Below are 21,328 nucleotides of genomic sequence, written 5' to 3' on the forward strand. Positions count from 1 at the left end.
TACAAATTTAGGTCATCCTAAATCGTGGAAAGGGTAGTGCTCGTGGGGAACCCAAATGTTGGAAAGAGTTTGATTTTTCAGCATCTAACTGGGAAGTATGCAACCGTATCAAACTATCCTGGCACCACAGTGGATATAACCGTCGCAAAGCTCAAAGGATCGAATAAAACACTGATCGACACACCAGGAATGTATTCGCTGGTGGCGATAACTGAGGAAGAGAGGGTTGCCAAAAAAATCTTGCTTGAGGGGGCAGACATAGTCGTGCATGTGGTGGATGCGAAGAATCTGAAAAGGATGCTCCCTTTCACGATTCAGCTAATAGAGGCTGGATTTAACACGATACTCGTTTTAAACGCAATAGATGAGGCTGAAAAGCTTGGCATGGAGATAGATAGCAAGCTGCTGAGTGAGAGGCTTGGAATTCCGGTTGTAAAGACCATAGCCACACAGAAGATGGGCATTGACGAGCTTAAAAAGGCCATATTTAACTATAGGTCAGATAAAAAGGAGATCATAAAACTGAACTCGATGGATGAGAAGCTGGAATCTATCACCAGACTCTTGGATCAGGATTATCCGATTAGCAAGAAGATGATTGCCCTACTGATTCTTCTGGGAGACAAGGACACGCTTGAAATGGTTAGAGGTGAGAAGAACTACCAGAAGATCGTTGAGATAGCTAAAGATTCGAACTCGTACGAGATATTCAGGAAGATTCAGGAATGCTCAGATAGACTGCTCGATGGTGTTATTGCCGAGAAAGAGGTGGCAGTTGGGTGGAAAGGCAGGATCAGCGAGCTATCCCTCAACCCGATTGTATCGATACCGATGACAGTCCTAAGCCTGTACATACTTTACCTCTTTGCGGGTGTTTTTGGGGCTCAGTTTCTGGTTGAGCTGATCGAGAGTTCCTTTGAGAGGTATATCAACCAGCCTTTAAACATGATGCTCAACCAGTACATTCCAAATTACTGGATAAGGGAGCTTATTGGTGGAGACTACGGGATAATAACGCTCGGATTGAGGTATGCTATCGCGATAATATTTCCCATCGTAACGACATTCTTCATAGCATTCTCGGTCCTTGAAGATTCCGGCTTCCTGCCGAGAATGGCCTCTCTCCTCAACTCCACTTTCAAGAAGGTTGGTTTGAGTGGGCGAGCTGTAATTCCGCTCCTGCTCGGGCTTGGTTGTGGAACGATGGCGACCATCGTTACAAGAACGCTTGAAACCAAAAAGGAGAGGATAATTGCTACTCTGCTCTTGGCTGTTGGGATACCATGCAGTGCCCAGATGGGTGTAATGATGGGAATAGCTCCAGATTTCAGGGCACTGATGATCTGGATAACGGTTATATCTCTGACACTGATATTTACAGCAACTCTTGCTTCCAGAGCAATAGAGGGTGAAGATATCGTGTTCTTTATGGAAATCCCACCTCTCAGGATGCCAAACTTCAGGAATATTATTTTCAAGACCGTTACAAGGCTTGAGTGGTATTTCAAGGAGGTTATGCCGATATTCATACTCATCAGCGTTTTTATATGGATCGGAAGGATTACCGGCGTTTTTGATTTGCTTGTAAATGCTCTTGCAGTTCCATCAACCCTCATAGGCCTCCCATCTCAGGCCGGATTGATACTGCTTTACGGGTTCTTCAGGAGGGATTACGGTGCTGCAGGGCTTTACGATCTTGTTAACAAAGGCATCTTTAGCTACAATCAGGTTATAGTTGCGATGGTAACGCTAACACTGTTCGTCCCATGCATCGCACAGTTCAGCGTTATGTGTAAGGAAAGAGGTTTAAAGAGCGGGATAGGTATATTCATAATCTCGCTGACAGTAGCGTTTGCGGTGGGCTACCTCACCAATCTTGCATTAGGGTGGTGAAATGGAAGAAGCTGAGAATATAATCAAGGAAATGTGGATAAAGGATGAGAGTCTGGACATAGACTCCATTCCAGATAATGTTCGTGGGTATCTTCAGGATGAAGGGTTAATTGAGGTTAAAAATGGAAAAGCTTTCCTCACAGAAAAAGGAAAAAAGAGGGCTGAGAAAATAATAAGGCTTCACAGACTTGCTGAGAGGTTGCTGAGCGATATACTTGGAATGGAAGAGGAAGATGTAGAGAAGTCTGCATGTAAATTCGAGCACTTCATCAGCGAAGAGGTTGAGGAGGCCATCTGCACGCTGCTGGGCCACCCCAGGTTCTGTCCGCATGGCAGTGAGATTCCAAAGGGGAAGTGCTGTGAAGTTGGCGAGAGAGAGGTTGAGAGGCTCATCTTCAAGCTGAGCGAGTTGAATGCGGGTGATGAGGGTGAGATAAAGTATGTCGTTGGTGGAAAGGGTGTGTCCTCAAAGTTTATAGCCTTCGGCATAATGCCGGGGGAAGAAATCAAAGTGCTGAGAGTTTTTCCGACATACATAATTCAGATCGGCAACACACAGTTTGCCTTGGATAAAGAGCTTGCAGATTCGATATATGTGCTGAAGAAGTCTGCAAAATCCTCAAAGAACGACACTGGGCCAGGAAGAAAAAGAAGGAGGTGGGGCTGGTTCAGGTGATTGTCCCACCTTAGAGGATCATATCTCCCCAACCCTCCTCTTTAACTCCTCGATGTTTTTTATAATCGTATCGATCTCCTTTTTCAGCTTTTCAAACTCTTTTTCCGCTCCCTCTTTTATTACCGCACCGTACTGTGTGGCTTCAATTATCCCGGACTGCTCGAGAACTCTCAAAGAATACCTTATCCTGTGTTTCGGCATGTTCAGCAATTCTGATAACTTGAAAATACCAATAGGCTGGTTTTTTTGAACCTCCTGAAGAACGATGATATGTCTCAATGCGATTTCAGATTCTTGCTTAAGTTTTTTCAGCACCATGACCTACTGTGTGCACAAAACATATTTAAATCTTGCATAACCTCGATGTTTTTTGGAATTTCCAGAATCTCCGACAACTTCTAAAAACTTCTAAAATATAATCCAGATGTTCAAAAATATATGTGTTTTGGGTAGGAGGGTTGTGAGGATCTATGTAAAAACCGAACTACTCTTATATATCCTAAATTACACACAGTTTATTGCCCCCTGAAAGCCTATTCTCACCCATCCCCACCACCCCCCTTTCCTTCCAACTATTCTTATATCTAATTCTAAAAAAGATAAAATCAATTTTTAGATATCGCATTCCGCAATTAAACACCTGATAATCTAAACCTATCCCCTGATATACTGCCCTCCAGCAGGTACAAAACGCTCTGGCTGAATGGGTTTGTCGTATTTCTGTATATCCTCAAGCTCAATAGCCATCCAGAGTTTCTTCCGATCTTTCTGCCCGGATCTCCATCGTTCCTGTGATTTGATGTATCCCTTTAACTCATCCTTGGTCAGGAAAATTCTATCTCCATAGATCTCAAAAAATTTCATCGGATCTTCCTGCAGAATAATTCTCTTTATCTTTGCCTCACCAACAAACCCCGTATCCTCCTGAGACTGATAGAAGACGAACTTCATTCCTCGCCTTAGCTGCTTCCAGACTGTAGCAGGTTTTACAAAGACATCTTTGCCTTCAAAGAACCGATTCATGTATTTTTTCGGGATTGGATATGTTACACCGGTTACACCGGTTATTTCAGCACCCTCATCCATAAACTCACCTTTCCAACTTTTTTACCTAGTTAGAATTTTCTGATAAATTCAATTATACATCGCACCAAACTCAACAGAAAAACTTATCCATTACAAAAACCCTCTTCACTAAGGTGATCCGATGAAGGACATGAAGGAGAAGATAAACGCCCTGACGAAGCAGATTCTTTCCAGATTCGAGGGTTATGATATAGATCCCTCGGAAATCTCCAAAAGATTGAAACTGCTCATTTATGAGTTCAAGGTGCCGGAAGATGAAGCTGTGAGGACGGTTATCAACTACCTGATAAAGCAGTACGATATCTCAAGAGAGGAGATCTTTGCTCCGGAAAGTCCCATTAAGAATATCGCTGACCTGAAGAAATCGGGTGAATGGGTCAGTCTGAAGGCTAAGGTTGTTCAGCTATGGGATTCTGATAGCCCAAATGTCTCGCAGGTTGGTCTGCTTGGAGACTCCACAGGATTGATAAAATTCGTGATATGGAGAAAATCCAACAAGCCGAATGTTGAGGAGGGAAGAAGCTACATCTTCAAAAATGTTGTTACTGACTCCTTCAGAGATAGAATGCAGGTTAACATAAACAGGAATTCCGAGATAATCGAGATAGATGAGGATATCGAACTCCCTCCGAGAGAGATGGAGATCGTAGGTGTGCTGGTTGCGATACAGCAGAACAGCGGTTATATCAAGAGGTGCAAAACCTGCGGGAGAGTTCTGAAGAAAGGAATCTGCACAGTTCATGGGAAGGTGGAGGGCTACGATGATCTGAGGATTAAAGGAGTAATCGACAACGGTGTGAGCTACTACGAGATAATTCTGAACGAGGAGAACATAAAGAAGCTAACAGGCATAGGTGTTGAAGAGGCGAAGAAGATTGTTGAGGAGAGCCTTGAGAGAGAAGCAGTTCTGTCAGAGCTATCCAGCAAGCTGCTCGGGAGATACTTCAGGCTTGTTGGATCAAGGGGGAACAGGTACTTCATCGTAAGAGAAGTCGAGTTCCTGAGCGTTGATGTGAAAGAGGAGGCTGAAAAGATACTCTCGATGATTGAGGATATAGAGGTGGAATAATGGATACCGCTTACAGAAGGGAGATCGCAAAAAGGGTTTTTGCGTATGAACTATCCAAAACAACCCACTCAATCACAGAGGGAGAGGGGAAGGCTCCCAAATATGTGCTTCTCCCAACAGGGGAGAGATGCAACAGAGTTTTCATGGTTGGAGTTCTGCTTGACAAGGAGGAAGTTAGCCCTGATACGAACTTCTGGAGGTTGAGGATCAGTGATCCTACCGGTGTTATCAGTGCATTCGTTGGGAGATTCCAGACTTCTGCCATGGAAGCGATAATAGGCATAGAACCACCAGAAGTGATCTCGATAGTTGCGAAGGTTAACCTTTTCGAGGGTGAGACGAGGAAAATGCTATCCCTGAGGCCAGAATCTATAGCTGTTGTAGATATCAAGACGAGAGACTACTTCGTGCTTGATACTGCAAAAAGAACTCTGGAAAGAATCAAGAAGATGCTTGAGGAAGAGGATGAAGATTGCAGACTGGCGAAGGAGATCTATGGCATGAATGTCAGAGAGTACATCGATGTCGTTAAAAAGGCCGTGATCTCGATAAAAGAGGAGGCTGAAGCATACAGGGAGATTGATGAGGCAGAGAAAGATGCTGATAAAGACAGAGAAGAAGATAGAGAGGAAGTCAGAGACGAGATGAAAGAGCCAGAAGAAGATGAATTCGAGATCGATGAGGGAATGGATGAAGATTACGACTATTTCGAGTTCGATGAGGAGGAGTTCGATCTGAGTGATATTCTCGATGAGGAGGAGTAGAAAGGGTAAGGTCAGGAGGTAAATTATGGAAGCAAAAAGGGTTTCTGAGATCTCGACATCGATGATAAGAAGGATGTTTGAGGTTGTGGAGCAGGCCAGAAAGAGCGGGAAGGAAATAATAAACCTCACGATCGGAGAGCCCGATTTCGACACTCATCTGGAGATAATAGAAAGGGCATATAAAGCAATGAAAGAGGGATATACGCACTACACATCCAATTTCGGGATAGCAGAGCTGAGAGAGGTCATAGCGGAAAGATATGGGGTTAGTGAGGAGGAAGTGATGATAACATGTGGGGCAAGCGAGGCATTGCTGAACACATCTCTCGCATTCATCGAGGAAAATTCGGAGGTTGTAATCCCAACTCCAAGCTTTCTATCCTATTTCACATATTCAAAGCTCTGCAATGCCAGAGTAAAGCCTGTCGATACATCCAGCAACAATTTCGAGCTGAAGGCTGAAGATTTGAATGAAACTGTAAGCGATAAAACCTCTCTTGTCTTCCTGAACTACCCGAACAACCCTACTGGAGCGGTTTTGGATCAGAAAGCGATGAATGCTATTGCAGAGGTTTGTGAGGATAAGGGAATAATTCTGGTGAGCGATGAGGTTTACGATTCTATATACTACGACAAAAAGCCCGGAACTCTGGCCGGAAAGGAAAATGTTGTTGTTATAAACGCATTCTCGAAGTCGCTTGCGATGACCGGATGGAGGATTGGGTATATAATAGCCAATAAAGATCTCCTGGACTCAATTCTCAAGGTTCATCAGGTCAACGGTGTCTGCGCTCCAGCTTTTGCCCAGAAAGCCGTTTACGATGTGATAAAAGATGGGCTTGCAGAAGAAATAACAAAATCTATGGTAAGGGAGTTCAGAAAAAGAAGGGATTTCGTGTACGACAGCCTGAAAGATGTGTTCAAGGTTTCAAAGCCTGAAGGAGCATTCTATATTTTCCCGCAGGTTGAGAACCCAATGGAGTTTGCTGAAAAACTGCTTGCTGAAACAGGTGTTGCGGTAACACCCGGAAACGCCTTCGGAAGTGAAAGAAATATTAGAATCTCCTACGCTTCATCGATGGAGAATCTCGAAAAAGCTATGGAGAAAATAAGGCAGTTCGCTAAAGCATACTAGTCTCGCTCAGCATACCCTTATACCTTTTATCGAGCATCCTGTTGAGTTCATCAAAAATTTTTTTGATCCCATCAAGATCCAGACCAAGTTCAGAGGCAACATCGTTCGCCTTTCGCAAATCAAGAAGGTTTATTCCATCCTTAGATACTCTTTCATCGATGAGTTTCTTGATATACCTCACAATCCTCTCCTCATCGCTCTCCATAACAGTAATTGTTTTAAAAAGATAAATATTTACTGGTCTCATGCCTGCTGTGGTTGGTGATTCATGCGATGGTTGTGGAGTGTGTGTTGATGAGTGTCCCATGGGAGCAATAGAGCTTGAAGACAAAGCTGTGGTTGATCCAGAAATCTGCACGGAGTGCGGTTCATGTATTGATGTCTGTCCGAATGAAGCAATCACTATGGAGTAGCAATGTAGAGCAAAGGATTTTTATTTTTGAATAATTAAGTACCTTTAAATTCTCGGTTTGTGCGAGAGGTGTATGTATGGGATGGGTTGTTAAGCTGAAAAAGAGGTTCAGTTTCATACTGAAATGGTTCTTCAAGAAGGACAAGATGAAGATAGGAATATACGGGCCTCCAAATGCAGGAAAAACAACGCTCGCGAACAGGATCCTGCGAGACTGGACAGGAGACATCATGGGTTCGGCAAGCGATGTACCTCACGAAACCAGGAGGGCCAGGCTGAGAGAGGGAGTCAGGATAGAGGTCAACGGGAAGTCGCTCAACATAGACATCGTTGATACTCCGGGACTTGCCACGAAGATAGACTTCCACGAGTTCCTGAAGTATGGTATGGATGAGGAGGAGGCTAAGAGGAGAGCTAAGGAGGCTACTGAAGGTGTGATAGAGGCCATAAAATGGCTGGATGATCTGGATGGTGTCCTGCTCGTTATGGACTCTTCAGAAGATCCTTTCACGCAGGTTAATGTCACAATAATAGGTAACATCGAAGCCAGAGGTCTGCCTTTGCTGATAGTTGCCAACAAGATTGATTTGCCGAATGCGTCTCCGGCAAGAATAAAATCCGCGTTCCCCCAGCATACAGTAGTGCCGATTTCAGCCCTTAAAGGACTGAACATAGACAACCTGTACAAGGTTATGGCCGAGAAATTTAGCTGAGTTGAGTGGTGATAGGTATGGAGGGCGTTCCCCTGAACCTGATATCCAAGGATAAGCTCGAAAGGATGTCAACCATGGAAAAGCTCAGGATGATTCTCGATGAAGTTAAGGAAGGGAAGATAGTCGTTCTTGAATCAGGTTTATCTCCAGAAGAGGAGGCAAAGCTGATAGAGCTTACGATGCTTGAAATAGACCACGAGAACTTTGTTGGAATCGAAGTGGAATCGTATCCCAGAAAGACCGTATCGTTTTTCCAGAAGATCTTCGGTAAGAGCGAAGGAAGGTTGACACTTATTGGACCTGCAAACAGGCTGAAAACACTTGAAAAGCATGAAGATCAGATTAAAGCCCTTGTTCAGTTCATGTAAATACAGATAAGTGATTGAAATGCCACACCAATGCACCAAGTGCGGAGAACAGTACCCGGATGGGGATACTAGAATCCTGAGTGGATGCAAGTGCGGAAACAACAAGTTCCTCTACATACCCAAGGTAAAAAAGGACTCGGAAGAGCAGATAAGGGAGATTGAGGAGCAGCTCACAGATATAGGTATAGCGAGTGTAAAGATAATCGCTCCCGGAAAGTATGAGCTGAATCTTGAAAGGCTGCTGCAGTCGGACGAGATAGTCATAGCTTTAGAAGAGGACGGCAAGTATGTGATCCATCTGCCATCCCTTCTCAAAAAGAAGGGTAGGAAAGGCTGAACTACCTGTAAGCCTCCTTAATACACTCCTTTATGTCCCCAAATTTAACCATGACTCCCGCATGCTTCGGAAGGTATGTGAGGGCTTTGCCCGAGTTAACCATAACACACTCATAGTTCTCAGTTGCAGGAGAGACTACCATGCATGTGTCTGCGAAGACCTTTACACCATAACTCTCGATCTTCCTCGCAACATCCTCATTCTCCTCCAAAACTCTTCTCGATGTGAACAGCCAGACATCCTTTCTGACCTTTTTATCGTTTCTGAACAGTAGATCGGCTATCTGCCTGAGTTCGGATGATGAAAGATGGGGACAGCCGATTGCGATCAGGTCTGGCTCACAGTCAAACTCAATCTCTTCTAACTCATCAATAACCTCCCTCTCAAGAGAATCGATTTCAAAATCACCATATTCAGGAGTTAAGCCCTCAGCATGGAATAAAGCTGTGTTGCCCTTCGCGGCAAGCACCGCACCCAGATCCTTCAGCCACTCCCTCTCTATGCTGTTTCTGAAGATGAAGTAGGGAATACTGTTCGATAGCTTCTCTCCAACAGAATATCCAAGCATTGCAAGATCCGCTGATGAGTTAATTTCAGCCTTGACATCCACGATAACCGTTGGACTTCTGTTCTTCTTTACGTGCAAACCATAGTTGGGAGTTTTTCCTATGATGCCAGAAGCCAGAGCACTTATCCCGCTCTCCCTGTTAGTTCTCACACCTAAGATGGAGTTGGCATAGACTATGGCATTGGATTCCGCCCATGCGACATGGTCCCCCTTCTTCAACGAATCGAAGTAGTAGGGTGTGCAGGTTAGAGTTTTATCTGCTCCAAGCCTGATAAGTGCATTTATTATCCTCATCTGCTTTCTGTAGAAGCCTTCATCGATTCCCATCTCCTTCCATCTAATCACATCCATTCCAGCAGGGTTGATCATGGCCTTAATGACGAATTTTGCATTCAGACTTTCAAACCACTCCAGTCCAGCATCTCCAATGTTCTTATAAGATATACCAGAAATCTGGACGGATTTTACCGGAATAAGCCTATCAGCATCGAAGATCTTGCCTATCGCAACGAGAATCTCCATGGCTTTTCTTATCGTTTCATTATCTGACTCAAGAAGCTTCTCCTCTTCTTTTGAAAGATACATGTTCTACCTAGGCTGAAACAATATTTGAACTTAGCTGTAATGATAACATGAAACTCGAAAAATTTTTTACGACAACCAATCAATGCAAAACGATGCTTACTTCAGAACTCGACGAGATTGCTAAGGAGATCAAAAAATGCAGAAAATGCAAGCTATGGCTGACAAAGCAGAACTATGTTCCCGGAGAAGGGAACTGCAAAGCGCTGATAGTTTTCGTGGGAGAGGCTCCAGGAAGGGAGGAGGATATTCATGGCAGACCATTCGTTGGGAATGCCGGGAAGCTTTTGACCGAGATGATATCTAGGAAGCTCAACCTCTCGAGAAAGGATGTCTTTATAACCAACATTCTGAAGTGCAGGCCGCCGAACAACAGAGACCCTCTGGAGGAAGAGATTAAAGCCTGCAAACCATATCTGATTCGGCAGCTTAAATCTATCAGGCCAAAGGCAGTTGTGTGTCTTGGCAGACACTCTGCATCGCTCATCTTCAGCTTTTTCGGTTTGGAATTCAACGGGATCTCAAAGGAGAGGGGAAAGATATATGAAGTTGAGGTTGAGTGGGGAAAAATGAAGGTTATCGCTGTTTATCATCCTGCTGCAGCCCTTTACAAGCCCCCGCTCAGAGAGGTTCTGGAAAAGGATTTCGAGAAGATTGGTAGCATATTGAAAAAAAGAAGAACTCTTGAGGACTTTATGGAACTATGAAATTTATGTAATCATAGAAATCTTTATTTTGTTGAAATTTTAATCTATAGAAAAACTTTCTGACAGCCAAGTTTTCATAGATTTTCCAAGACACCTTGTTTCGAGAAAATGATAGAAAAATAGAAATATCCAGCGCGATGACATTTTATTACATTATTATTTTTGAAAGGTGATCCGATGGCCAAAAGAGCAAAACTCGTGAATGATATTGTTGAACTCGTACCGATACTCCAGATATTTTCAACAAAAACATACAGGGAGGTTTATGAATCGCTTTTGGAGGGTTGGATGACCTATAATGAGCTGAGGGATCGGTTTGGGGATAGTGTGGATGAAGCACTCAAGATACTGAAGCATGCCGGGATGCTTGAGGTGAAATGGAGAATGCCTAAAGACCCGGGAGACACACCACAAAAGGAGTACCATGTGAGCTATACTCATCTGAGTGCGAACTTCTACACCTCGCTAAAGGATCTGAACAAGATACTCGAGGTAATATTCCTGAGCGATGACGAGCTTGAGAAGATCGTATCAAGGATAATAGAGGAAATAAACATGGGTAGGATGTCGGTACCGCATATAAGCAGAAGCCTCCAGTTGGATCCACTGTTCATAAGAGCTACAGCCAAAAAATCGCTGAAGCTGAACATAAAGGGACAGCTTGTAGAACTCTCTAAAGATGAGGAGATTTAGGTTTTTTTAAGATGAAGAAGCTTAAAACTTTGAGGGATTTACTGAACTTTTTTCGCTGGAACCCTGATTTTGATTTTGATAGGGTTGTTGTGGAGTACATCGATCGCCCTAAAGGAACATCCGAATTTTACGGAATGGATATTGAGGACATAGGACACAAGTTTATTTACCTCAAAGACTCAACAACGATACCCATGCACAGAATCGTCAGAGTTACATACGATGGCGAGGTCTGGTGGGAGAAGGTATAGGGGTAAATAGATAAGGGTGATCTGATGAAAAAGGGTGTTAGAAGCAGATTTGAAAAGTCCATGGATGAGTTAGCACTAAAGTTTTCCTCGTCAATGGATGATGACAGGAACATATTCTACTATGACATCCTTGTCGATCTGGCTCATGTTCTTGGATTGTATCATACCGGAGTTCTTTATAGAGAGGATGCCTCTGAGATTGTTGAGGGTTTGCTGAGGATAAGAGACGAGGGTTTTGAGAACCTTTCGAAGGATTACGAGGATGTTCATGAGGCCATAGAGGCAAGGCTGATTGAGCTGACAGAGAAGGGAGCGAAGATGCATACTGGAAGGTCGAGAAATGATGAGGTTGCAACCTGTTTGAGGTTGTTCGCCAGAGATAGGATGCTATCAATCCTTTTCAGGCTGATCGAGTTGAGGAGCGTCGTCCTCGATCTTGCAGTAAAACATCTGGATAGTCTGATTCCTGGATTCACGCACATGCAATATGCCCAGCCGAACAGACTGGCCCATCATCTCTTGGCATATCACGATGCTTTGAAGAGAGATTTTGACAGGATTCTCGATTCATTCTGGAGAGTAAACCTCTCACCACTTGGAGGCTCGGCGTTTGCATCAACATCTTTTAAACTGGACAGGGACTTCACGGCAAACCTCCTGGGCTTTGATGGCATAGTTGAAAATTCCATGGATGCTGTAGCGTCGAGAGACTTCCTGATAGAAGCTGTTTTTGACTGCTCAAGCCTGATGCTGAACCTCAGCAGGATTTGCGAGGAGTTAATTCTGTGGTCTTCAGAGTTCAACTTCGTTGAGCTCTCCGATGAGCTGTCATCAACCTCCAGCATCATGCCGCAGAAGAAGAATCCGGATATTGCGGAGCTTATCAGGGCCAGGGCTGCAAGAGTGTGTGGAAATCTGAACTCTGCGATGATGATATACAAGGCCATGCCATATGCCTACAACAGGGACTTTCAGGAGATGAACCCTCTGCTTTACTTCAGCCTTGAGAGTGCAGAGGTTTGCACCATCCTTGTGGCAAGGATGCTTGAGAGCGCGAAATTTAGGACGGGAGTGATGAAAGAGAAGATCTCGAAGGGATTTCTGACAGCTACAGAGATAGCCGACATGCTCGTTCAGAAAGCGAACATTCCATTCAGGGTAGCCCACAGAATAGTGGGGTGGCTTGCGATGAATGGCAGAACAGATCCAACTTTGAACGATCTGGTTGAGGCTGTTAAGGAAGTCGCTGAAGAGTATCTGGATAACTTGGATATCTCAGAGGAGGATTTGAATCAGGCAAAGAATGCCGTAAACGCTCTTGAGAGGAGAAAGAATCGAGGTTCTCCATCAAGAGAGGAAGTGGAAAAAATGATAAATTCGAGAATAGAAGCTCTGAATAAGGATTACAGAAAGGTGGACGAAATAGCAGATAGAATATCAGCCTCGCTGGAAAAGCTTTATTCCCTTGTGTCTGAACTTGTAACCTGAGGAGGAAGGATGATGGATGAGATCCTGGGTAAAAAAGTTAGGATTAAGGCGAAGGGCAAGGTATTTGAGGGTATTGTAATGCCCACTAGGTCAGGGAACCTAATACTCAAGCTCGACAACGGATACAATGTTGGATTCAGCGAGTATGAGATATTGGATGTTTTTGAGGCAGAAAGAGCATCCTTTAAGGCTGAACCCATCACGAAAAAACCCGAGCTACCTAATGTTAAGATAATATCAACAGGTGGAACGATAGCGAGTAAGGTCGATTACAGAACTGGAGCTGTGACAAGCCAGTTCTCATCTGAAGAGATAGTTGCCGAGGTTCCGGAGATAGAGAACATCTGCAACATCGATTCAATGCTCCTTTACAACATCCTCTCGGAAAACATGAAACCTGTGAACTGGATAGAGCTATCGAAGGAAATATACAGCAGCATAAAGGACGGATACGATGCCGTGATAGTAACCCACGGAACCGATACGCTCGCATATACTGCTACAGCAGTATCGTTCATGCTCTCCACTCCAGTTCCCGTGCTGTTTGTGGGGGCACAGAGAAGCTCCGATCGCCCATCCAGTGATGCAACGATGAACCTGATATGCAGTGCCCATGTGGCAAGATCCGAGCTTGGTGAGGTGGCCATAGTCATGCACGCATCAACGAGCGATGATTACTGCTACATCCACAGGGCTGTTAAGGCGAGAAAGAACCACACATCCCGAAGGGATGCGTTTCAGTCTGTGAATCAGAAACCGCTGGGGAGGGTAAGTTATCCGGACGGTAGGATAGAGTGGCATGTGGATTTTATAAAGAGGGGAGAGAGGGAGCTTGAGCTGAAAAGCAACTTGAGCGAGAAATGTGTGCTGGTAAAGTTCTTCCCGGGGCTCAAGCCAGATGTTCTGGAGTACTACTACAGTAAGGGATACAGGGGCTTCGTTCTTGAAGGGACAGGTTTAGGACATGTTTCCTCTGACTGGATCGACACGATCAGGGGAATCTCGGATGACAGCCTGATAGTTATGACATCACAGTGTCTGTGGGGCAGGGTTTGCGATAGAGTATATGATACTGGCAGGGATCTGCTGAACGCTGGGGTTATCGAGGGAGAGGATATGCTGCCAGAGGTTGCTCTGATCAAGATAATGTGGCTTCTCGGTAACTACGATCTCGAGGAGGCTAAAAAGCTCGTTAAGAAGAATCTGGTTGGAGAGATAAACCCAAGGACATCCTACTGATCCTTTTTTATACCGCACTTGCACAGTCTCATCTGATACAGGCCGAGAAGGACTTTCTTCATCTTCTCTATTTTCTTCTTATCGAAGCTGAATTCCGGAGATTTCAGACTGAAAATCTCATCTCTTGAAGGTATGCTGTCAAGCGAGTATGAAGTTCTTCCGGATTCGAGAAACCTCACCTCGCTGTCTATCAGGTTTGTCACGGCAACAACTGCTGGGGGTGGGGATATGAGCTTCGCGATTATCTCCGCTATTCTGCTTGAGATCGTCAGATTGTCTGCTGAGGATTCGCACAGTATTACTATCTTGTTCTTCCCTTCAACCCTGACAACGATATCGATCCATATCGTCTGTGAGTCTATTTCGATGTAGTCATCTTGGATCTCGGACTTGCTGTATCCCTTTGCAATCAGAAACTCGACAACTCCTTCTCTTATCTCATTCCTGTCGATATATGGAACTATGGAGTACACATGTATGCGTCTGTAAGGGGGGTTAAATGATTTTCTCTGTTTGTCTTTCTTTAACTCCTGTCAACCTTTCGTTAATCTCATATAACCATCTGTACAAAAAGAGATGTGAGCCTCAAGAAACTGCTCAGGGAGAAGTACGGTCTTGATGAGGAGGTTGTATCAAAGATAAGGAGAAGTTTTGAGATAATCGGAGATGTTGTCATAGTGGACATTCCAGATGATGTTGTTGAGTATAAAGACCTCATAATTCGCGGCATTCTTGAGAAGCACAAGCATGTCAGAACCATATTGAGGAAGGTTGGAGAGGTAGATGGTGTTTACAGGGTTGCGAGATATGAGAAAATTTTTGGGGATTCTACGGAGACGATTGTTAAGGAGCATGGCTGCAGGTTTCATGTCGATCCGACCAAGGTTTACTACTCCGTAAAGCTTTCTGGAGAGAGGGAGAGGATATCGAAACTCGTTGATGAAAGAGAAAGGGTCCTCGTGATGTTCGCAGGGGTTGGTCCCTTTGCGATTGTGATTGCAAAGAAAGCTAAGCCTAAGGAGGTTGTGGGGGTAGAGATCAACCCGGTAGCTGTGGAGTACTTTAGGAAGAATGTTGTCGCAAACAAGGTTGAGGACATTGTTAAGGTATTTGAGGGGGATGTTCGAGAGGTTATGCCCAAGCTCGATGGAAGGTTCGACAGGATACTCATGCCCTCCCCGTACATAGCAGAGAACTTTGTGGATGTTGTTGGAAGTAAGGTGAAGGAGGGAGGATACATTCACTACTACACATTTGCCGGGAAGGAAGAGAAGGAGTCCATATTGCCAGAGAGGGTTATGAGGCTGTTCGCCGATAACGGCGTTATTGTGGATGTTGAGAACATCAGGGAGTGTGGCAACTATGCACCCTATGTTTACAGGTATGTGCTGGACTTGAAGGTTAGAGAGCTTGAAGGTTAGGTGTACAGGCTATATGGGGGCGATAGTAAAATGAAAGAGAGAGGAGATAGGATTGTTACTGATAACCACATGCACCTCTACAACAACTTGAAGCTCAAGGCATTAAAGCAGTTCAGGAATGCTGGTGGAACGCATGTTTTCTTGGTATCTCTCCTCAGCACACACTATGACATGGTTCCAACAAGCGGAGAGGATTTCAGAAAGATCTTCGACTTCCATCTGAGCCTTGTCAGGAAGGCCAACGAGATCGTTAAGGTTCATCCGGTTCTGGCAGTCCATCCAGCAGAGATAACTATTCTTGGGGAGAGGATAGGCTATGAAAAAGCATGCGAGATCATGAAGGAAGCTCTGGCAATAGCCGGAGAGTATGTCGCTGAGGGCAAAGCTGTAGCAATAAAGAGCGGGAGACCCCACTATAAGGTTAGCAAGAAGGTATGGGAAATGAGCAACGAGATAATGGGTCATGCGTTTTCAGTAGCCAAGGACTGCGATTGTGCTGTGCAGATCCACACAGAGAGCTACACCTCAGATGGCATGAAGGAGATAGCAGAGATAGCCAGAAAATCAGGGATTAAGGTGGAAAGGGTTGTAAAGCACTTCGCTCCACCGGCAGTAAAGGAATTTGAGGAAATAGGCCTGTTTCCATCGGTTATAGCCTTTGACAACAACATTCTTAAGGCTGCAGAAGAAGGCGACAGATTCTTTGTCGAAACGGATTATATTGATGACAAAAGCCGACCCGGAGCGATACTCGGCCCAAAAACGGTTCCCAGAAGAATCAGAGAGCTGTACGAGCTTGGTTATGAGGATGTTGCCTACAAAGTATGTGTAGAGAATGTTGAAAAGATTTATAAAATCGAATTGGACATATAAATAAATTTTTTTGTATCAGTAAACCTCTTCCTCTGGATGCACAACTATCCCGTTCTCGGTTATTTCGAATGGATGTATTTTCTTACTGTGGTCACTCCCTCTGAGCTTGAAGATCTCTATTCCTCTTACCCTCACATTTTCTGTTTTGGTGTAGTACAGGACTATCGTCCCCTCCACAACGAAATTTTCGACCCCAAACCTGCTTATCTGGTCTCCTTCTGTGCTTAAAACCTCACATGTTAGAAGGGACGTGAGTCCTAAAATCTCCAATGTGGTTGATATTTTCAGCAATTCTATCCTGAACTTTGATACATCGTTTATCGCAAAACCTATTGATGTAGTTGAATCAAGAACGGCCCTTTTTGCTCCGATTTCATCCTGAATATTGATTATCTGGTCTATCAGCGATCGTGTGTCGAACGGTCTGATGTCTATATACTTCTCGTCACTCGGCAATCCAATCTTCGTTGATGTTGCATCGACTATCGCTAGCATATTCTCGTCTTCGAGCCTCTCAAGCTCCCAGCCAAAGGTTGAAAAATACTCTCTTATGTGCTGTGGTCTCTCTTCAGTTGCGATCATTATTCCCGGCTCGTTATACATCTCGATACCGTTGACCAGAAATTGACCAACAAAAATCGTTTTACCTGAGCCGGAAGGGCCTGTAACGAGGTAGCTTCTATCTCTTATCAGCCCACCATGAGTTATTTCATCAAAGCCCGGGATACCAGTAGGAATTCTCTCTAATGTCATTGGCTCACCCAGTTTTTTGTAGGATCTATTAAATATAAAGTTTTCCCATCATTATTATGTTAGTGTTGAGAAAACAGGTAATCTGAAGCAGAACCAGTAGAGCACAATCTAACTTTAATTCTAACTTTACATATAAAAATCGAAAAAATCTTTGGGATCTCATATATGCCCATATACTAAAGCGGCTATCGTCTGCATTCCTCCGAAATTTCCAACTTCATGTAAAACCCATCGAGAAAGCAACAGGAAAACGATAAAATTGCAGCAGAGAAGACATCAAGTCCCAACCTGAACAGTTTTTATCCCATTAATGGCTGGTGTCAGCTATCTGCTGATTTTCCTTCAATTTCGTCTATAGCATCCATCAGAGCTTCCTTCAGACCCTTATCCTCCACACTACTCAGCAACTTTTTCAGAAAATCAGCATCAGAGGAATCCCCAATCTTTCCGAGGATCATTACTGCATCCTCAAGGAATACCCTGTCTGACTCCAGATTTAACCTATCCTGGATAAGTTCGAGGATCTTTTTCTTGGCTTTAGCGACATCTTTTCCCATTTCAGCAAGATTTTCAAGCAAAAACATCGCGCCCAGCCTTGTAATAAAATCTCCTTTTTCGATCAATGTGACAAGAAAGTCATCCAATCCGAAATCGGAGACCATCTGAACTATCTCTTCTGCCTTGCCATCAGAGATCATCTTTCTGAAGTAGTCCATCAGGAACCCCTCGTTGTCGATGTTCTCCACCCAGTTTAGCAGTTCTTCTATGCTTTTGTCACCCACAAGCCTGATCCTGTCGTTCAGTATCGTCACAGGAACAGAAAGGATTTCGTACTTTCTGGCCAGCTTCTCGAACCTCGTTGCGTCGAATATTTCCAGTGAGATATCCGGGTTTGCAAGAGAGAGCTGTATAAGCTTTCTGACGAGATTTGCACAGTGTGGGCAGAATGGAGATATGAACACCTTGAAGCTCGCCTTAATTTTTTCAATCCTTTCCAGATTGTTTTTTATTTCGGGATCAAAGCTCATCGAATTTGATAAAGTTATCATGTCTGTGATAACCTTTCTCTCAATACCTTCCGGAAATCCATGATACCTGATCGAATTTAAAATGAAGACTGGCGTATATTCGTAGTCACCCAGCTCGATTTCAAAATCATCCCCCAGCTCCTCGATCCTGTGCTTTTCATCCAGACTGGATACAAGAACCTTCATGCTAACCCTTCTGACCTCTAGCTTCTTTCCTCTGAATCAGGAATTGCTTATTGAATTTAGCAACCTCGTTATCTGGCTCCATCTCGATTACCTTGTCAAAAAGCTCTATCGCCTCATCCAGCTTCCCTTTTCTGCCCAGGATTATGGCTATGTTGTTCATGGCGAGCGTGTTTTTGGGATCTATCTCAAGAACTTTCTCATAGCACTTTATCGCATCATCGAACCTTTCCATTGCATAGTACAGCAATCCGAGGTTGTACCAGGCTGACGAATCCTGAGAGTTTATCTCTATCGCCTTGCTGATGGACTTCTCAGCCTCCTCGTATTTCCTCAGGTTGTACTGAACATATCCCAGATTGTTCCAGGCTCCTCCATCGTTTGAGTTGAACTTGAGGATTCTCTCAAAGCACTGCTCAGCCTCCTCAAACCTTCTCATCATCATTAAGGCATAACCGAGATTGAACAGGGCATCCGTGTATTTTGAATCTATTTCCAAGGCCTTAACGAAACACTGGATTGCCTCCTCCTGCATTCCCTTATCATATAACGCTATTCCCAGATTGTTCCATGCTGAAGGGTTTTCAGGATCCAGCTCAACACTCTTCTTGAAGGACATTATTTCATCATCAACATTTCCAGCTTCCAACCCTTTTTTGAACCATTCTTCAGCAGAAAGTTTTTCTTCTTCGCTCATCATACCTCATTCCACCTTCAGATAATGTTCTTCAAATATCTAAAAGTTGTAAATAGTTTACGATCGTAGTTTACGATTGCAGGAAAAGAATTTTAACCTTTAATTGTATCTGATTCTCCATGAATGAGTTCTTGAGTGATTGTGAGGCTTTCCTCGATCATCAGGACATAAAACTCCTCAGAGCTTTGAGCAGTGATGAGGAGGTTGTAAAGTCAATCGAAAAGGTTTTTGAAGCTCCTGAATATGCTGGTAAATACCTTGTAATGCTGAAGGACAGGCCCAAAGCCCTGTACATCATCGCAAAGCTATCAGAAAGAATATCTAGATACTTTGATGGTGAGAACAGGGAAAGAGTTTTTGAGCTGTTTTTGAAATCGCTGAGACTGATTTCAGACCTCAAGGATAAGTCGATCAATCAGAGTGTTTTCTTTCTCGTTAAAGAGGCAATAGAGCGAAGGATAGATGATGGAGATTATGAGACCGCCGCCCTCCTGATAACTGAATTCTACCACTTTGGATTCAAAAGCCAGCTTAAAAGGATTCTGTTCAAGGTAGGCGAAATAACGGAAAAGGGGGATTTTGAGAGGGCTATAAACATACTGTCGAGGTTAAAACAGAATGAGGTTATCAGAGAGCTAAAAACCCAGATCTACATAGAATGGGGCAGGAGATACATGGAGCTGAAGGACTATCTGGCCGCTGAAATACAGCTAAAAGAAGCATTAAACTTCGCGGAGAACGATCTAGATGTAAAAGAGATAAAGATGCTGCTTTATGATGCTTTAAAGAATCAGAACAAGTTTGAAGATGCAATGAAACAGCTTGAAACAATAGATACCTCAAGTCCCATCGAAGAGCTTAAGGTTCTGAGAGAGAAAGCAAAACTGCTCCTCAGCTGGGCAGAGAAGAGCAAGGATGTTGATAATGCGCTTGAAAAATATGATGCAGCATACCGAATTGCCGTGAAAATCGGAGATTCCGAGCTTGCGAGAAAATGTCTAGAGAAGGCAAATGTGCTGAAAAAGTAGTGTGGCATCCTTATTTTCGAGACGCTACGGCATTGAAATAGTTAGCAAAAAGTTCATTTAGCCATATACAGAAGTCTGTGGGATGAAGGTCTGGGTGGGCATTGACGACACGGATTCAGTTAACGGAATGTGCACCACTTACTTGGCACTGCTCGCTATGGATAAAGTAGAAAAGTTTGGCAGAGTAGTAGGATTTCCTAGGCTGATAAGGCTCAACCCGACAATACCATACAAGACCAGGGGTAATGGTGCAGTTGCATTTCTTGTTGAGACTGATGATGTTGAGAATGTGATCGAGGTTGTGGATGATGTGATAATCGAGCACTCTATGATGTCTGACGATAGCACAAATCCCGGTGCTGTATTCGTGAACTTTGAGAACGATAGGCTGATGAGCCATCTGACAAAATTTGCCAGAAAAGCTGTCAGGGATATTGTCAGCTTGGATGAGGCTCTATTCATAATTGGCAAGTACTTCATCCCCCATTTGAAATACAAGAAGGGAAGGGGTTTGATAGGAGCTTTATCTGCCGTTGGATATGACGGCCACGATTACACCTACGAGCTTTTAGCATACCGTATGCCGGAAAGGTTTGGCACACCAAGAGGAATTGATGAGGACAGCTTTTATGAAGCTGATGAGCTTTACTACCCGAAGATATGGGACACGGTTGACTGGAGGAACAGAATCGTTGTCTGCGTGCCAAAAGGGAAGGATCCTGTTCTATATGGGATAAGGGGCTCAGACTACAATGCGATAAACTCTGCAGTCGAGATTTTGAGGACTGAAGAGGTTGACAGGAAGATGATGTTCATAACCAACCAGTCAACAGATGCCCATCTCATAGATGAGGATGAGGTAAATGAAGTTAAGAACTTCCATTCGTACATAATTAGAGGGACTGTTGTCCAGAAACCGTATATACATAAAGGTGGACATGTGTTCTTCACAATAAAGACAAAGTTTGGTGAGGTAAAGTGCTCGGCTTTCGAACCGACAAAACAGTTCAGGGATGTTGTTCTGAAATTGATTGAGGGGGATGAGGTGAGGGTTTTTGGGGCCATGAAGAAAAACACGATCAACCTCGAGAAGATGGAAGTAATAAAGCTCGTCAGATTCAGGTACTCGAATCCTAAATGTCCGATATGCGGGAAGAGAATGAAATCCTCTGGCAGAAATAAGCCATTCAGATGCAAGAATTGCAAAACAACTGCAGAAAGTAGAGTTAAAGAGAAAATCGACAGAGATCTTTCAGAAGGGTTCTATGAAGTCCCCCCGTGTGCACGTGGACATATATCAAAACCACTGGTAAGGATGGATGTTCCGAACAAAAATATTTTCAGGTAGAGGCCAACTTTTCAGG

26 protein-coding genes are annotated in these 21,328 nt (G+C 43.9%); 18 read left to right on the top strand and 8 right to left on the bottom strand.

All coding sequences use genetic code 11. The features are described 5' to 3' along the window. Window positions 1-24: 24 nt before the first annotated feature. On the top strand, window positions 25-1,893 hold the full coding sequence (gene feoB / locus ASULF_RS04865; RefSeq protein WP_236609717.1) for a ferrous iron transport protein B: 1,869 nt from the start codon (window positions 25-27) through the stop codon (window positions 1,891-1,893). 1 nt (window position 1,894) lies between these two features. Next, the gene (locus tag ASULF_RS04870) at window positions 1,895-2,569 is read left to right on the top strand and encodes a metal-dependent transcriptional regulator (RefSeq protein ID WP_015590585.1); all 675 of its coding nucleotides are present in this window, start codon (window positions 1,895-1,897) and stop codon (window positions 2,567-2,569) included. Between the two features lie 18 nt (window positions 2,570-2,587). Here the strand turns inward: ASULF_RS04870 and ASULF_RS04875 are convergent, their stop codons facing one another. After that, entirely contained in the window at window positions 2,588-2,887 is a 300-nt protein-coding gene (locus ASULF_RS04875) for an Rrf2 family transcriptional regulator (RefSeq protein ID WP_015590586.1), read from the bottom strand. A gap of 336 nt (window positions 2,888-3,223) precedes the next feature. Beyond that, a complete protein-coding gene (locus tag ASULF_RS04880; RefSeq protein WP_015590587.1) occupies window positions 3,224-3,655 on the bottom strand; it encodes a DUF365 domain-containing protein in 432 nt (143 codons plus the stop codon). 121 nt (window positions 3,656-3,776) lie between these two features. Here ASULF_RS04880 and ASULF_RS04885 point away from each other — a divergent pair, with 121 nt between their 5' ends. From ASULF_RS04885 to ASULF_RS04895, 3 genes are read left to right on the top strand one after another with little or no spacing between them, the layout of a single operon-like run. Next, the gene (locus tag ASULF_RS04885) at window positions 3,777-4,724 is read left to right on the top strand and encodes a hypothetical protein (protein WP_015590588.1); all 948 of its coding nucleotides are present in this window, start codon (window positions 3,777-3,779) and stop codon (window positions 4,722-4,724) included. Next, window positions 4,724-5,488 carry a hypothetical protein gene (locus ASULF_RS04890; RefSeq protein WP_015590589.1) on the top strand — a complete coding sequence of 255 codons (765 nt, stop codon included), beginning with the start codon at window positions 4,724-4,726 and terminating at the stop codon, window positions 5,486-5,488. The genes ASULF_RS04885 and ASULF_RS04890 overlap by 1 nt, the downstream gene beginning before the upstream one ends. Before the next feature lie 25 nt (window positions 5,489-5,513). After that, window positions 5,514-6,623, top strand: coding sequence for a pyridoxal phosphate-dependent aminotransferase (locus tag ASULF_RS04895; RefSeq protein WP_015590590.1), 1,110 nt, complete (start codon window positions 5,514-5,516; stop codon window positions 6,621-6,623). Here the strand turns inward: ASULF_RS04895 and ASULF_RS04900 are convergent. After that, window positions 6,610-6,828, bottom strand: a complete 219-nt coding sequence (locus ASULF_RS04900; RefSeq protein ID WP_015590591.1) for a hypothetical protein — start codon at window positions 6,826-6,828, stop codon at window positions 6,610-6,612. The two genes, ASULF_RS04895 and ASULF_RS04900, sit on opposite strands and share 14 nt — an antisense overlap. Before the next feature lie 40 nt (window positions 6,829-6,868). On the opposite strand from ASULF_RS04900, the gene ASULF_RS04905 reads away from it, so the two are divergent. From ASULF_RS04905 to ASULF_RS04920, 4 genes are all read left to right on the top strand, one after another. Beyond that, window positions 6,869-7,036: a DUF362 domain-containing protein gene (locus tag ASULF_RS04905; protein ID WP_015590592.1), complete on the top strand. Its 168-nt coding sequence runs from the start codon at window positions 6,869-6,871 to the stop codon at window positions 7,034-7,036. A 76-nt stretch (window positions 7,037-7,112) separates the two neighbouring features. Next, the gene (locus tag ASULF_RS04910; protein ID WP_015590593.1) at window positions 7,113-7,748 is read left to right on the top strand and encodes an Era-like GTP-binding protein; all 636 of its coding nucleotides are present in this window, start codon (window positions 7,113-7,115) and stop codon (window positions 7,746-7,748) included. Between the two features lie 17 nt (window positions 7,749-7,765). Then, window positions 7,766-8,116, top strand: a complete 351-nt coding sequence (locus ASULF_RS04915) for a DUF2073 domain-containing protein (protein ID WP_015590594.1) — start codon at window positions 7,766-7,768, stop codon at window positions 8,114-8,116. A 19-nt stretch (window positions 8,117-8,135) separates the two neighbouring features. Continuing rightward, window positions 8,136-8,453, top strand: coding sequence for a Zn-ribbon domain-containing protein (locus ASULF_RS04920; protein ID WP_015590595.1), 318 nt, complete (start codon window positions 8,136-8,138; stop codon window positions 8,451-8,453). A gap of 1 nt (window position 8,454) precedes the next feature. On the opposite strand, the gene ASULF_RS04925 is transcribed toward ASULF_RS04920, so the two are convergent. Next, entirely contained in the window at window positions 8,455-9,606 is a 1,152-nt protein-coding gene (locus tag ASULF_RS04925; protein ID WP_015590596.1) for an aconitase X catalytic domain-containing protein, read from the bottom strand. Between the two features lie 92 nt (window positions 9,607-9,698). Here ASULF_RS04925 and udg point away from each other — a divergent pair, with 92 nt between their 5' ends. The 5 genes from udg (at window position 9,699) to gatD (ending at window position 13,981) form a co-directional block, all read left to right on the top strand. Next, window positions 9,699-10,310 carry a type-4 uracil-DNA glycosylase gene (gene udg / locus ASULF_RS04930; RefSeq protein ID WP_015590597.1) on the top strand — a complete coding sequence of 204 codons (612 nt, stop codon included), beginning with the start codon at window positions 9,699-9,701 and terminating at the stop codon, window positions 10,308-10,310. Window positions 10,311-10,487: 177 nt separating this feature from the next. Beyond that, entirely contained in the window at window positions 10,488-11,003 is a 516-nt protein-coding gene (locus tag ASULF_RS04935) for an ArsR family transcriptional regulator (RefSeq protein ID WP_015590598.1), read from the top strand. An 11-nt stretch (window positions 11,004-11,014) separates the two neighbouring features. Further along, a complete protein-coding gene (locus ASULF_RS04940; RefSeq protein WP_015590599.1) occupies window positions 11,015-11,254 on the top strand; it encodes a DUF504 domain-containing protein in 240 nt (79 codons plus the stop codon). A 24-nt stretch (window positions 11,255-11,278) separates the two neighbouring features. Continuing rightward, entirely contained in the window at window positions 11,279-12,742 is a 1,464-nt protein-coding gene (argH, locus tag ASULF_RS04945; RefSeq protein WP_015590600.1) for an argininosuccinate lyase, read from the top strand. Window positions 12,743-12,754: 12 nt separating this feature from the next. After that, window positions 12,755-13,981 (top strand): Glu-tRNA(Gln) amidotransferase subunit GatD, encoded by a 1,227-nt coding sequence (gene gatD / locus ASULF_RS04950; protein WP_015590601.1) that lies wholly within the window; start codon window positions 12,755-12,757, stop codon window positions 13,979-13,981. Here gatD and ASULF_RS04955 read toward each other — a convergent pair. Further along, entirely contained in the window at window positions 13,975-14,454 is a 480-nt protein-coding gene (locus tag ASULF_RS04955) for a hypothetical protein (RefSeq protein WP_015590602.1), read from the bottom strand. The genes gatD and ASULF_RS04955 overlap by 7 nt on opposite strands. A gap of 105 nt (window positions 14,455-14,559) precedes the next feature. Between ASULF_RS04955 and ASULF_RS04960 the strand changes: the two genes are divergently transcribed. Together ASULF_RS04960 and ASULF_RS04965 are read left to right on the top strand one after the other, a co-directional pair. Beyond that, entirely contained in the window at window positions 14,560-15,402 is an 843-nt protein-coding gene (locus ASULF_RS04960) for a class I SAM-dependent methyltransferase (protein WP_015590603.1), read from the top strand. A gap of 30 nt (window positions 15,403-15,432) precedes the next feature. Next, window positions 15,433-16,275: a TatD family hydrolase gene (locus ASULF_RS04965; protein ID WP_015590604.1), complete on the top strand. Its 843-nt coding sequence runs from the start codon at window positions 15,433-15,435 to the stop codon at window positions 16,273-16,275. Window positions 16,276-16,290: 15 nt separating this feature from the next. On the opposite strand, the gene ASULF_RS04970 is transcribed toward ASULF_RS04965, so the two are convergent. From ASULF_RS04970 to ASULF_RS04980, 3 genes are all read right to left on the bottom strand, one after another. Next, window positions 16,291-17,028: an ATPase domain-containing protein gene (locus ASULF_RS04970; RefSeq protein ID WP_015590605.1), complete on the bottom strand. Its 738-nt coding sequence runs from the start codon at window positions 17,026-17,028 to the stop codon at window positions 16,291-16,293. Between the two features lie 320 nt (window positions 17,029-17,348). Beyond that, on the bottom strand, window positions 17,349-18,242 hold the full coding sequence (locus tag ASULF_RS04975; RefSeq protein ID WP_015590606.1) for a thioredoxin family protein: 894 nt from the start codon (window positions 18,240-18,242) through the stop codon (window positions 17,349-17,351). 1 nt (window position 18,243) lies between these two features. After that, window positions 18,244-18,939 (bottom strand): tetratricopeptide repeat protein, encoded by a 696-nt coding sequence (locus tag ASULF_RS04980; protein ID WP_015590607.1) that lies wholly within the window; start codon window positions 18,937-18,939, stop codon window positions 18,244-18,246. Between the two features lie 116 nt (window positions 18,940-19,055). On the opposite strand from ASULF_RS04980, the gene ASULF_RS04985 reads away from it, so the two are divergent. Further along, window positions 19,056-19,964, top strand: a complete 909-nt coding sequence (locus tag ASULF_RS04985) for a tetratricopeptide repeat protein (protein ID WP_015590608.1) — start codon at window positions 19,056-19,058, stop codon at window positions 19,962-19,964. An 82-nt stretch (window positions 19,965-20,046) separates the two neighbouring features. Continuing rightward, entirely contained in the window at window positions 20,047-21,312 is a 1,266-nt protein-coding gene (locus ASULF_RS04990; protein WP_015590609.1) for a tRNA(Ile)(2)-agmatinylcytidine synthase, read from the top strand. Window positions 21,313-21,328 lie beyond the last annotated feature (16 nt).

This window comes from Archaeoglobus sulfaticallidus PM70-1 (genome assembly GCF_000385565.1).
Taxonomy (GTDB): domain Archaea; phylum Halobacteriota; class Archaeoglobi; order Archaeoglobales; family Archaeoglobaceae; genus Archaeoglobus_A; species Archaeoglobus_A sulfaticallidus.